Origin of the sequence: Nitrosomonas communis (assembly GCF_900114745.1) — a bacterium.
Classification (GTDB): domain Bacteria; phylum Pseudomonadota; class Gammaproteobacteria; order Burkholderiales; family Nitrosomonadaceae; genus Nitrosomonas; species Nitrosomonas communis_A.
Map to the genome: position 1 here is coordinate 1 of NZ_FOUB01000089.1, position 12173 is coordinate 12173.

The 12173-nt window shown below is 43.3% G+C and carries 12 protein-coding genes and 3 pseudogenes; 3 read left to right on the forward strand and 12 right to left on the reverse strand.

From position 1 onward, the window contains the following. From BM122_RS18675 to BM122_RS18715, 8 genes and pseudogenes are all read right to left on the reverse strand, one after another. A pseudogene (locus BM122_RS18675) lies at positions 1–87 on the reverse strand (IS200/IS605 family transposase); the annotation flags it as partial. A 407-nt stretch (positions 88–494) separates the two neighbouring features. Next, positions 495–1061, reverse strand: a complete 567-nt coding sequence (locus BM122_RS23595; protein ID WP_371264952.1) for an IS630 family transposase — start codon at positions 1059–1061, stop codon at positions 495–497. Between the two features lie 17 nt (positions 1062–1078). After that, on the reverse strand, positions 1079–1330 hold the full coding sequence (locus tag BM122_RS26320; RefSeq protein WP_371264951.1) for an IS630 transposase-related protein: 252 nt from the start codon (positions 1328–1330) through the stop codon (positions 1079–1081). A gap of 611 nt (positions 1331–1941) precedes the next feature. Further along, positions 1942–2562 carry a cell wall hydrolase gene (locus tag BM122_RS18690; protein ID WP_074907038.1) on the reverse strand — a complete coding sequence of 207 codons (621 nt, stop codon included), beginning with the start codon at positions 2560–2562 and terminating at the stop codon, positions 1942–1944. A gap of 164 nt (positions 2563–2726) precedes the next feature. Beyond that, complete coding sequence (locus BM122_RS18695; protein ID WP_074907039.1) at positions 2727–3188, reverse strand: hypothetical protein; 462 nt, start codon at positions 3186–3188, stop codon at positions 2727–2729. Positions 3189–3610: 422 nt separating this feature from the next. Beyond that, positions 3611–4178, reverse strand: a pseudogene (locus tag BM122_RS26630) (transposase); the annotation flags it as partial. Positions 4179–4355: 177 nt separating this feature from the next. Then, positions 4356–5393 carry an endonuclease/exonuclease/phosphatase family protein gene (locus BM122_RS18710; protein WP_074907042.1) on the reverse strand — a complete coding sequence of 346 codons (1038 nt, stop codon included), beginning with the start codon at positions 5391–5393 and terminating at the stop codon, positions 4356–4358. Positions 5394–5666: 273 nt separating this feature from the next. Then, positions 5667–6452: a RuvC family protein gene (locus BM122_RS18715; protein ID WP_074907043.1), complete on the reverse strand. Its 786-nt coding sequence runs from the start codon at positions 6450–6452 to the stop codon at positions 5667–5669. Here BM122_RS18715 and BM122_RS26325 point away from each other — a divergent pair. Together BM122_RS26325 and BM122_RS24445 are read left to right on the forward strand one after the other, a co-directional pair. Beyond that, positions 6431–6634, forward strand: coding sequence for a transposase (locus tag BM122_RS26325; RefSeq protein ID WP_083398601.1), 204 nt, complete (start codon positions 6431–6433; stop codon positions 6632–6634). The two genes, BM122_RS18715 and BM122_RS26325, sit on opposite strands and share 22 nt — an antisense overlap. 622 nt (positions 6635–7256) lie before the next feature. Then, positions 7257–7439, forward strand: coding sequence for a formylglycine-generating enzyme family protein (locus BM122_RS24445; protein ID WP_074907044.1), 183 nt, complete (start codon positions 7257–7259; stop codon positions 7437–7439). A gap of 149 nt (positions 7440–7588) precedes the next feature. On the opposite strand, the gene BM122_RS22760 is transcribed toward BM122_RS24445, so the two are convergent. From BM122_RS22760 to BM122_RS26635, 4 genes and pseudogenes are all read right to left on the reverse strand, one after another. Next, positions 7589–8824, reverse strand: coding sequence for an ATP-dependent DNA helicase (locus BM122_RS22760; RefSeq protein WP_074907045.1), 1236 nt, complete (start codon positions 8822–8824; stop codon positions 7589–7591). Further along, positions 8769–10082 (reverse strand): helix-hairpin-helix domain-containing protein, encoded by a 1314-nt coding sequence (locus BM122_RS22765; RefSeq protein WP_143083536.1) that lies wholly within the window; start codon positions 10080–10082, stop codon positions 8769–8771. Before BM122_RS22765 ends, BM122_RS22760 begins: the two co-directional genes overlap by 56 nt. Before the next feature lie 22 nt (positions 10083–10104). Beyond that, on the reverse strand, positions 10105–10776 hold the full coding sequence (locus tag BM122_RS18740) for an SOS response-associated peptidase (protein ID WP_074907046.1): 672 nt from the start codon (positions 10774–10776) through the stop codon (positions 10105–10107). A 307-nt stretch (positions 10777–11083) separates the two neighbouring features. Beyond that, positions 11084–11870, reverse strand: a pseudogene (locus BM122_RS26635) (transposase); the annotation flags it as partial. A gap of 102 nt (positions 11871–11972) precedes the next feature. Here BM122_RS26635 and BM122_RS18750 point away from each other — a divergent pair. Next, a partial coding sequence (locus BM122_RS18750) for a transposase (protein WP_143083342.1) occupies positions 11973–12173 on the forward strand: 201 nt, incomplete at its 3' end.

The following is a 12173-nucleotide window of genomic DNA, read 5'->3' on the forward strand; positions in this document are numbered from 1 at the left end:
TATCACTTTCTTCCTTCTTTTCGGAATAAATACGATATGGTACTTACAGTCCCATGTCGTATGGGCCAAACTCTGATAATCTCTCATTTGATTCTCCTAGCTCTTGATCAAGCTAAAAGAATCACGGTGACAGTATCACGCGGTCAAACCTTTAATAATCCCCCGGCATAGCCGGGGGATTACCTTATTTATTTAAGGTGGATATTTTTAATTTCATATTTTCCTCAAAATCATTAGACTAATTCACTAACAGGTAATTTTATTTTACTAGTCAATTACTTATTAGAAAGCAAGCTAAACTGGTATCAATGAATTAATTTTATATTTAAATATCATATCGTAAGTGATTTGAACCTGCACAAGTAGATTCTGAATTGGTCATTTTGCAAGGCATGGTGATCAACATGAGTAAAGAAAAGCTACGAATGATGGCACTTGTTAAAGTATTTCTGTAAGAAATGTGCAATATTATAGCCGATCCTATATAAAATGATTTAAATTTCATAAGCGGCAAAGAGCTGCTCGATGGAACAACCTTCCCTTTTTCTGATAGCTTTGGCCTGGGCCCATTTTGGTTCAATATCATTTAAGTCTGGGGAATAAGGCGGCAGATATTCAAGCGTATGCCCGGCATTGGCAATAGTGGTTTGGATATCCAGCCGTTTATGGAAAGTTGCGTTGTCCATGACAATCACGCAAGCGGGTAGAAGTTTAGGTAAAAGGTCCTGCGTCACCCATGCATAGAAAATGTCGGCGGTGATATTGGCTATGGACAGGCTTATGGTCAGGAGCGTCTTTCCGATCAGGGCGCCAATAACATTAGTTCGGCCTCTTGCATGCCAATCTTTTACGCCATGACAGCGCTCACCCACAGGCGCATAGCCATGCGTACGCGGCATGTCATGCGCAAAGCCGCTTTCATCAAGGTAAACGATGACGCGGCCTTCGTGCTCATAGCCTTCAATTTTTTCCTGGAAGATACGCCACTCTTCTTCGCTGGCTTTGGGATAACGCAGGCTTTTTTTATAAGTCACACCCAGATGCTTTAAAGCGTGATTGATGCCCTGGGTGCTGACGCCTAGCCCGCCTGGTACGCTTGAACGCGCTCGTACTGATACGCGTCTGGATAATTCTTGACGTCCTGCGCCAACCTCTCCCTGTCGATCCTGGTTGCAGGCTTGTTGCGGGTGGTCTTGGGATCGGGAGTCTTGATCCAGCGCGTCACACTGGCTATACCTACGCAGAAACGCTTGGCCACTTGCGCGATAGTAAGGTTCTCCTTCTCTCGAACGGATAATACTTTACGGCGAAATGATATCGGATAGGTCATCCCTAAATTATAATCAATCTATAGGAGATATACTATACCTCAATATTTCTTACTATTTTCCTGTAGGAATAGCCGCATCTGCCACCTCACGATTTCAGCAATACATTGAAAAGCCAGTAATTAGGCAGATCATAAGAATATTAATAGTCTACCGAGATGTGATACAAAAAGCATGGGTACTAAGTAAAGTAGACGCAAAAACTAAGTCCAACGGTCGCCCCGATGCATGCATCAAATCAGTTCAGCGAACTTAATATAAAACCAAGTGTTATATATATGGCAAAATCAGCTAGAAATGATTCAAAGAGTATTCTCATTGTCTCATCTAGCACAAATGGGCATACGCCAAAGCACTGCGTAAACAACAAAACCAAACCGTTGAGATGCTCTTCAAATTCTATATATTCTGAATCATTCTTAACTGGTTACGCTATATATATATATATATAGGTGACCTCCTACCCCTGATTCATGCTAGTGACACGCGGATTAACACGTAGATTCCCCCTGTAGAAGAATGAACTAAATTGACACCCCACAAACTGAAACCATCAACCATGTATGAAGTAATATTCATGGAGGGTCTCTTCGGGAACCAAATGTATCGGGACCTATTTTGCCGCGTCGCCAGGAGGCTTGTAGAAGTCATGTTTGCCCACATTTACCGTCTTGATATATTCTCCGGACCAACTGGGAGATGCGTTATGACGGTGGTAATACAATGCTCCACTGGTTCGATCCGTCAGTTGCTGATTAAGCGCCTTTCTAGCTATTTCCTTGGCGGTCGCATAGGGTTCATTTTCCTCTGCGTCATCCAAGCGGCCATCACACCACCATGAGAATTGGCAGGCTCCTTGTTCGCGACCTTGCTGGACCACTCCACAAATTGTATTGGGAAAACCATCATGGCCTAGTCGGTTCATAACAACATTGGCAATTGCTTCCATTCCGGCATTCCCATCGCCTCTAGCTTCCCAGTAGATGGTTCGTGAAAGACATGTGACGGCATCGTCTAAAGGCTCTTTGCCAACAGGGTCGACCGCTTGTGCTTCAGGTTTTGTGATGATCTCAGTAGTAGATGGGGGCTTGTTGCTACCCTCGGCCGCAGCTTTCTGCTCCAGTACCTCCGCCTTACTCTCAGCGGTTTCAGCCTCCCGTGTTTCATCCGCTGCGATCGCCTGGTCCAAGAGAAGGAGTATGGCGATATAGGTTGCAATATATTTAAGGTGCATGTTTAATCCGCCTATGGATGAGCTAAATATGATTACATATATGATCGATACTCCAAATGACCTTTTATATCGAACAAGTGAAAACAACTATCTCGGCCGCAAGCAATGAGCAATTACGCCGTTTATCTCTTCGGGGCAGCCGGCTTTTCTGTTGCTAACTCCTACTAATCTGTCAAATCAGTACTCAAGCGGTAGACCTGGTGGCAAGACACACATTTACTCGTCAATTCAAATAATTTATGAATGACTTGATCCCTGTCTATTCCAGCCTGGGTATCCGTTGATAACTTATCAAAATCCTTATGCAAACCCATACCCATGATTTTAAATTCAAGTGGTAGCTTCACCATAAGTAAAGGTGAAGCATCGACGGCCATGCCTATACCAGCTGACTTTGCGGCTTTGGATACAGCAATCATATCGTTTTCATGAAGTCCCTTTAATATGCCATTGATCGATAAAAGAAAACTCCTCATCTCAGCTAATACAAAATCCTTTTCCTCAGTATTTAATTGAATGGCATGCCGCTGATCCGCGCTGATGGATATGTTGCCTCGTACAAAATAGAAAGCAAAAGCACTCACTGTCACCACCCAAAGCGCGACAGCTATTTTTCCAACGCTCATATCAATCTCCTTTAGCTTTTCCCTTTCAAGCACGATGCATATCTTTTCTTTAGCCTAAAAATCCATGCCGCGTTTTACAGCTGATATATCCTGCGATTACCGCTACACTAAGGTTTTGGTTGCCCTTCTCTGCTGTCATCGTTCCTCTTTCGTTATGAGTAATAATGAACCAGAACTATTTCTTAAGCAATCTAGTTATCCTGTGTAGCGAACAGTTGGCGGATTCAGGCTACTCTGCTCAATAAGGAACTTCTTCTATTATAGTTGTTCGGGTCCCTATCATAGGGCGCCGCCCACTAGGCTCATTGCCGGTCCCTAAGTACATTGGTGTGACCGGCGCCAGCGGCCATGATGGCAAGATATTTGATCAGATTCGGCCACATTACACAGCAATGAACTGTATGGCGATAAAGCTTATCAGCGCCAAAGAATTTCCCAAATAAGAAGCACGTCAACTCTGGTACCGGGTCACAGTCATCCACATTGCCCGCCGTGATTTCGATTGCCAGCAATTTTCCCTGGTCATTGATGACCAGGTGCAACTTGAACCCATAAAACCAATCCACACTGGTCTTTCCCCGAGCAGTAAACTCTGCCATTACTTTATGCGTCCCAATGCGGCGATTGTGACACACACTGATCTTGGTCGAATCAATAAAGCTGATCCCACTTCATTGCCCAAAGCGGCTGGTCAGAAAACAGCACAAGGGCACCAGGCTACCTTAAAGCCAACTCAACAAAGCGGTTGTAGCTCACCAACCTTGGAAAATAACCCCATTGATACCTCAACATGTAATTCAGGTAATAGTGCTTAAACGTGCGATAACCGGATAGATGAAATCCCACCATGATGGTCATGACTTCGCTTAGACACAGCGCCCCTTGCCACCGACGCCGTTTCAGCGACGACTCTAATAAGTGCTGCTCCCACCGCGGCTCAAATTCTTTACAAAATTCGTCACTCGCACAAAAAATCGTTATAGTATCCATGGGAATCTGACTCTTCTCAGGATGAAATTCTTTTTCAAAACCCCTTCATCATAAGGAATTCAGGTTCCTTTTACAGCTTTTCTTATGTCGAACTCACGTTAAATATTAACGTATGCTAAGCCTGTGATACAACTGGATAAACTTATCTTATCGGCATTATTTTTTGCGATAAATCTATTATGAAGCAGGAGGTATTGTCTCAAATAGATTGATATTCGCCACAACCTGTCCATGATCTGAGACATGGATTGGTTTTTCATCCATTGATGTTTTGTTGTCAATGATATGATCGTTATATAAGCGGACGTCAATAATCCGTCCTATTTTCTTGGAATTTAATTCAGCAAAATGATTGCTCACAAAAATGTTGTCAAGGCTTTCGTATTGCCCGTTATGTATGTATGTGTAGTGAAAATTCTCAATACTTTTACGTACTTGTACATCTTTACAGTTTTGAAACACATGTTTCCATTTTTTTATTTTTACTTGTGGTGGAAGATTGCGAAAAGGTTCATCTCCAATAATAGCTTGGTTAGTTACAGCAGTGTCGTTATCATTTAAGTCACCTAAAATAAAAATAGGTTTAGTTTCGTCTTTATCTATTTCATCAGATAGAATTTGTCTGATTCCACAAGATTCAATTCCTCTTCTAATCAAAGAACGGACACTACCTTTTGCCAGTTCGGGGTAAGTTGCAGTATTCCTATCGATACCATCGGCTAAAATGGGCCTCTTTGATTTTAAATGTAAAACTATCACTAAAACTGAAACAGCTTCATTGACCTTGATTTCCGCTTTTAAAACACTTCTTGAAAATTTTTTCAAAGGAATGTTGATCGTTTCACTATCCAAAGGAGCAGTCATCTCTTTTTCGTCAAAAAAATCAAAAATAAAAGGCACATCTTCAATTACTTCTGTGTTATTGATAGGAAACTTGCTTAAAATAGCATTTACAGGAGTTTTGCCGGTAGGATTAGCGACAAAGAGATGCCAGTTTGCCATCTTGGTTTTTATTAAACACTCTCGGAGAGCTTGCTCTTCGAAGATTTCTTGAAAACCTATAATATCGGCATTCATCTTCTCAAGCTGGCTCTTTATCCAATCTATTTTATACTGGTATTGGTTCTGGCTATAATATGGTTTGGTTTCATCATAAATTGGCTTACCTGCAGTGATAAGGTTTTCTACATTAAATGTAGCAATGGAGATTTTCATTTTCTTCTGATTTGAAAATATTGTAGTGTGGCTTCCGAAAGTAAAAGTGTAGTTAAATGTAATATTTAAGTGTTAATCCCAAAGTAAAAATTACAGCAATAATTCAAATAAAATTTAATCTCATATTTATAAATCCTTACTCTTTTTGTACAGTAAGAAATTCCAAACTAGCCATTCCAATAGGAAAAACAACCTAATAAGTCGCTGCTTGTGGCAAAAATAACTGATTTTAAACTATTACTATTCTATTTCTATCATACTTTAATGTAACAATTACTTACACTCCCAAAGGATAACACCATCAACAACATCATTTACTGTTTCGTATTTAGCAGCATTAAGCAGAGAAATTAAGCTGCGATTGAGCAGACTAACTGTCTTCTGCTCATCAGAAGAAATGAGCCGATTTTGAGTGTTACAGGTTTTATCCTGCCAGATTTGCGGATAGGTTTTAATTCGATGCCCTTGAGACACCAGTATCTCTGCAACATAAGGGAATGCCTTGCCCATGGACGAGTTCCAACCAATTTTTTTTAGCGTGTGAAGATTACCCAACAATGCCAATATCGGTATCTCGCTTATTTGCTTTGCCAGCCTGTCGGCCATCCATTTGTCCTGATTGACGTTTAGCCCTTCGCCATCGATGGCGATCAGTTTCAGGCAGTTGCCTCTCCTTTTCATTCTAACCAGATCATCAATCAATGAGCGATAGGAAGTATGATCGACCATAGGAAGTAGCTTAATATCTGATTTAGATGCTCTACCCTCTACAATCTGGTCAAGAATTGCTTGTTGACTGCTGACAACTTCCAAGGCAACAGTCAAGCATTTATCTTGCTGTAGATAGCTGGATATTAATTCCTGGAAGAATTGGATAGATTCAGGTAGCTGATGGCTTTCACCAATGATCGTAATACTGTGGGGCTCCAAGCCTTCCACGATCCTTTTATACGTCTCGGTGGAATGAGCTTCAAATGAAAAACACAAGACAGTCATGAAGAAAAAGGGATAAAAAATGTTTCCTTTCAATTTTTTAAATGAAGAGTAATCTAACTTCATGCTTCACCCCCTCACTTTCCTTGTCATACACTAGAAATGATCATAGCTTCCCTCATGTGAAGAAACTGTTGTGGAGTGGGAAATTTTGGACTGAAAGTTATTTCACCAGCACGGTTGGCTGCTATTTAAATGAAAGTACAATAAGGGACTATATTAAAAAGCAGGGAATAGAGTATCAATAAATATACAAAGACAAACAATTAATCCTCTTATAACATCCTGCTTCTTGCAGCGGGTTATTCATTCCTGATTAGCAGCAATTTCTACAGAAATGGTGAGGCACTTGTTTTGCTATAAGTAATCGGTTATTAGCGATTGCAAAATCTCTACTGTGTCGCGTATATATACAAAAAATAAGTTTTTTCGACTACAAATGTTTGAAATGCTCAAAACAATTTTGACCGATGCGCTGCTGATTGCTTCATGAGTTTCATCAAATCTTTTGACCAACAAGCCAACAATATATTTATTAATCCAGATACAATGGAACGCACATTATTTCCACACTAATGGAAATGGTTTATGCCACAATATTGCTATCTGCAACGCCGGTTTGTGTTCTAATTCCATTTCTAAATCAAAACTGACAATGTCAGTTTTGATTTAGAAATGAAATAACATTCATAATATCTGCCTCAACCCTTGCTGATGAGCAAGGTACATCGCTGCAGCAATTGAGAATTCTCTAGGCATGAAGTTTATACTAGTACCTGCTGGTGAATTCCCGAATCCCTGCTTAAGGTCGCTAATATTTTTGATTTAGATATCAAGGAATATTGGTTACGCCGGGCACAATTTGCGCTCTTGGGTCATAATGGCTTTGCCTTCACTGCACTGGTTGGCAGCTTTGCGCGAAATGCCTGGGTATTTTATGATATGCACGGCAACGTATGGGAATGGGTCTTTGATTGGTATGCAGGCGACTATTACATAAAATCACCTATCGACGATCTGCAAGGAGCCGCCGATGGAATCATACGAGTATAAAGGGATGGCTCTTGGCATACTTGGGCTTTGTACACACGCTAGCTTATCGCAACTGGCCTTCGCCGCACTCACGCTACATATTGGTGGGAATCCGTCTGGTACGTGAAGTCCCAGCACGCTACACGACCAGATATTGCTCTCAACATTCCTCAACTATTGAGCCGGGAAATTAAATTGGTTACTCTGCGTTGTGAGCGCTGATTCTTGACCGCCATGGCCAGCGCTTTGGGTTGCGCAATGATGACAACCAATTGCTTGCCACGTGTAACACCTGTATAGAGTAGGTTTCGCTCCAAAAGCATATAATGCTGCATCGCCAGAGGAATGACTACCGCAGGATATTCGGAGCCTTGCGCCTTATGAATGCTGATGGCGTAAGCCAACGAGACTTCAATCTGCTGAATGATCTTATCGCCTGGCGCATAAATTGAACCGTAACGCATTATCTTAGGTTCACTTGATCCATTCAATCGTTGCTGCAGCTCAATGTTGAGCGAACGCGCACCCAACCCCCCTCGATTCATTGGTGCTAACACTTGTATATCATTGACCGAGTGCAGATTAAACCTGTCCGGTATCCGTTCGAGCACAACTTGCATTAATTTGCTAAAAATCTCCTCTGGCGTCTCAGCATAAACGCAATAAAAATCGCTCAAACCCTGAGCATGAGTGGTTATAGGTAACAACCCCTGGTTGATCCGATGCGAATTTGTAATGATTTTTGAAGTGCTCGCCTGCCGGAAAATCTCGGTCAATCTGACGGTGGCAATCTTCCCCGAGTCGATGATGTCCGCCAATACTGCACCTGGCCCCACGGAAGGCAGTTGATCCACATCACCGACAATCAATAGTGCTGCCTTTGAAGGTACTGCTTTTAACAACTGATTCATCAACGTCACATCCATCATGGATGATTCATCGATTACCAGACAATCCAATTCCAGTGGGCATTCTTCATTATGTTTAAAGGAAAAGATGGCTGGATCAAACTCCAGCAAGCGATGAACAGTTTTGGCTTCTAATCCCGTGGATTCAGAAAGCCGTTTGGCCGCCCTGCCGGTAGGGGCGCACAGCGCGATATGGATATGTTTGGCTTTCAAGATTTTCAGGATGCTGTTAACTAACGTGGTTTTGCCCACGCCCGGGCCGCCTGTGATGACCGTTACTTTATGCCGTAACATTAATTCGATGGCTGCACGCTGGGAGGCAGATAAAGTAAGTCCCGTCTGCTCTTCCACCCAGGGAATAGCCTTGTGCGCATCAATGGTTCCCCAAAGAGGTTGACCTTGATTGAGGCGTAGCAGGTGATTTGCGCATCCGATTTCCGCTCTATAAAGCGGAGTCAGAAAAATGCTTTCTTGTTGATTCCAGTGGGCATTCTTCATTATGTTTAAAGGAAAAGATGGCTGGATCAAACTCCAGCAAGCGATGAACAGTTTTGGCTTCTAATCCCGTGGATTCAGAAAGCCGTTTGGCCGCCCTGCCGGTAGGGGCGCACAGCGCGATATGGATATGTTTGGCTTTCAAGATTTTCAGGATGCTGTTAACTAACGTGGTTTTGCCCACGCCCGGGCCGCCTGTGATGACCGTTACTTTATGCCGTAACATTAATTCGATGGCTGCACGCTGGGAGGCAGATAAAGTAAGTCCCGTCTGCTCTTCCACCCAGGGAATAGCCTTGTGCGCATCAATGGTTCCCCAAAGAGGTTGACCTTGATTGAGGCGTAGCAGGTGATTTGCGCATCCGATTTCCGCTCTATAAAGCGGAGTCAGAAAAATGCTTTCTTGTTGATCAATGGTTTCAGCTGTCAGATTGCCTGCAACGAGCTCGGCAGTGATCCCTTCCTCGATAACAGGTGCAGGTATATCCAGCAGCTTCACAGACATGTCGCGTAAGATATCGCGCACCGCAGCACAATGGCCTTCATTTGACCATTCCTGCAATACATGGCGGACACCGGCTTGTGCGCGCATCAAGGAATCTGGCGCGATGCCCAGTTTCTGTGCCAGTGTGTCGGCTATTTTGAACCCGATACCGTGAATATCCAACGCCAACCGATAGGGATCTTCTCTCACTTTTTCGATGGCTTGTTCGCCATAGGTTTTGTAGATACGCACAGAGCGCGATGTACCGACACCATGCGATTGCAAGAACACCATGATTTCACGGATGACTTTTTGTTCAGCCCAGGCATTTGTGACGCGCGCTAGCCGCTTTCTGCCAATGCCGGGTAATGCCATTAGCCGATCAGGTGTGCATTCAATCACATCAAACACGTCTACACCAAACGCTTTCACCAATTTTCTGGCAAAATGGGGGCCAATTCCTTTGATCATGCCGGAGCCCAGATACTTTTCAATCCCTTCTAACGTAGTAGGGGGAACAATCTTGATAGAGACGGATTTAAACTGCTGGCCGTGTTGTCGGTCATTGACCCAGCAGCCTAGACAATCGATATATTCACCTGGCGTCACAGAAGCTACTGAACCAATTACGGTGATGAGTTCTCTCTGACCTTTGACTTTAACTCGCAAAACACAGAAACCGGATGATTCACTGTGAAAGGTAACTCTTTCTACTGATCCTTGCAATTTTTCTTGAGGATGATATGTGTTATGCGGTAAATTAGATGAGGTTTTCATCGATAGCCGCCCATTTAGAAATTCATTCATTTACCGGCTGGATTAACTGTTCTCCCTGATTACTTACCCTTCCTACTGCAGGTGACACTGCCCATAGCTGCATATGTTCTGAAGCAAGCGGTTTCATAAGAATAGACATTAAAGCATCATCAGGTAGCTGTGAAGGAGTCAACCAGGTATCCCAAGCTTCGGGAGGAAGAATCACAGGCATGCGATCATGGATGGTACGCATCAATTCGTTACTACTGGCGGTGATGATGGTGCAGCTATTGATGACTACTTCATCAACTGTTGCGGTTTCCCATAATCCTGCGAAGGAGAGCGGACCGTCTTTGGAAGAAATATAGAACGGCTTTTTACTTTTGCTATCTGATGATTGTTTCCACTCGTAGAAGCCAGAGGCTGGAATAAGACAGCGCTGCCGACGAAATGCGTGTTTGAACGTTGGCTTTATCGCCAGCGATTCGGCACGTGCATTAAGCAACAAGGGCAGCTTCTTGGGGTCCTTGGCCCAAGGAGGAATCAGTCCCCAATGCATCATCAATCCTTCACGGCCAGTGTCACTGTCACGAATAACCACAATATCGGTCGAAGGCGCTATGTTATAGCGCGGCTCGATCTCCGGCATTGTCACCGCATGATACCACTTGATCAAGTTGGCACGTGGATAAGCAAGAGCAAAACGTCCGCACATATTATCACATTGTTATTCGTCAAATGAGAGTTTTATATTGTCGGCCTCATCATTTATTAATGACACCTCATGGTAATCATCGTTCCCTTTATACTTATAAGCGCGCTTTGGTGTTACCAAGACATTGGCGAAGCTGGCCTGAAGTGGTCCCTAAAACTGTACAGATTGTTAAGCTTTGATAAATTAATTAAAAAGAGCCTAACAATAATTAGTCGCCCCTGAAAAAAGCAATTTTTAGGATATCAATTTAAATTTCCTGGAACGAAGCCTCCCCTTTCTGAGCGAGGATACGAGGCTTACAACTCTATTAACGGCTGATAAGGTGGTTATTTCGTTCCAGTAACCATGGAAAAAGCAGCCAAAAAATGGCCAATAGCCATTGATTCAGATTCCAGGCGCAAACTGCCATCAGTAGATTAACATGATCACCCATCACACCCTTGAGATAATTGCGTGACCATCTGAAATCTGATTTCAAATGCCCGATAAGAGCTTCAATAGCCGCACGCCTTTTGCATTGTTTGCCCTTCTTGTCTTTCTGGTTTCGGCATCCTTCTTGAGTGCCTTTCCAGGCAAGATGATTCGGGTTCCATGACTTCACTTTTGCCACGGTAGCCTCGGTCACATACTGCTTGTTTGACTGCTTTGCCACGCGATATTTCCACATGCTTGAGTATCTCTGGTAAGGTATGATTATCGTGCAGATTGCGCTCATGACTGATAACCCCCACAATCAGGTTGCTTTGTGCAGTCGAAGCAATTGATGCCTTTGCGCCCTATTCGTAAGGTTTGTGCTCCTTACCTTTAGCTATGCAGTACACTTGCGGCTCGTGCAAGGAGTAGATTTTATTCTTGTCTTTGGGTTGCTGTTGCCATATCTGTTCATACCACAGAAAATCTGCTTGATAGCGTTCAAACAGACAATGCTGGGGTAATTTTCTGCGAAGCTCCCGGATCAATGTATGAGCGATGGTTCTGAGTCGCTTTAGCGCTCGTCGGGCTTGAGCTCTCCTCTTGGCATGTCGAAAGTGCCGGCTAGCCAAACGCAGTTGCTTTACTTCCTTGATATAGGTACGCCTTTGCAAAATGTCATGAAATTTGGCTAGGGTCTGTTGACGTTTTAAGATAAGTATTTCATAGATAGAAACAAACTCGTAATATTGGGGTTCCTACACCACCAACAAAACGAGTTTGCGATGCCCCGAATGATGCTCAATGATGAGTACTGGTCGAAGCTGGAGAAGATTCTGCTTCAAGAATCGATTTATAACAAGCGCAATCTGCGCATGACGGTAGAAGGCCTACTGTATCGAATGCGGGTTGGCTGTCCGTGGCGCGATCTGCCCAGGGTGTTCGGCTGCTGGAATTCTATCTATAAAAGATTCAATGCATGGTCA

Coding starts and splice junctions, on each gene's coding strand:
- BM122_RS22760 (WP_074907045.1), bottom strand. CDS start 8,824: ATGAAGAATGCCCACTGGAATCAACAAGAAAGCATTTTTCTGACTCCG.
- BM122_RS26325 (WP_083398601.1), top strand. CDS start 6,431: ATGAAGAGTAATCTAACTTCATGCTTCACCCCCTCACTTTCCTTGTCA.
- BM122_RS22765 (WP_143083536.1), bottom strand. CDS start 10,082: ATGAAAACCTCATCTAATTTACCGCATAACACATATCATCCTCAAGAA.
- BM122_RS26320 (WP_371264951.1), bottom strand. CDS start 1,330: ATGACCTATCCGATATCATTTCGCCGTAAAGTATTATCCGTTCGAGAG.
- BM122_RS18715 (WP_074907043.1), bottom strand. CDS start 6,452: ATGAAGTTAGATTACTCTTCATTTAAAAAATTGAAAGGAAACATTTTT.
- BM122_RS18690 (WP_074907038.1), bottom strand. CDS start 2,562: ATGCACCTTAAATATATTGCAACCTATATCGCCATACTCCTTCTCTTG.
- BM122_RS18710 (WP_074907042.1), bottom strand. CDS start 5,393: ATGAAAATCTCCATTGCTACATTTAATGTAGAAAACCTTATCACTGCA.
- BM122_RS18695 (WP_074907039.1), bottom strand. CDS start 3,188: ATGAGCGTTGGAAAAATAGCTGTCGCGCTTTGGGTGGTGACAGTGAGT.
- BM122_RS18740 (WP_074907046.1), bottom strand. CDS start 10,776: ATGTGCGGACGTTTTGCTCTTGCTTATCCACGTGCCAACTTGATCAAG.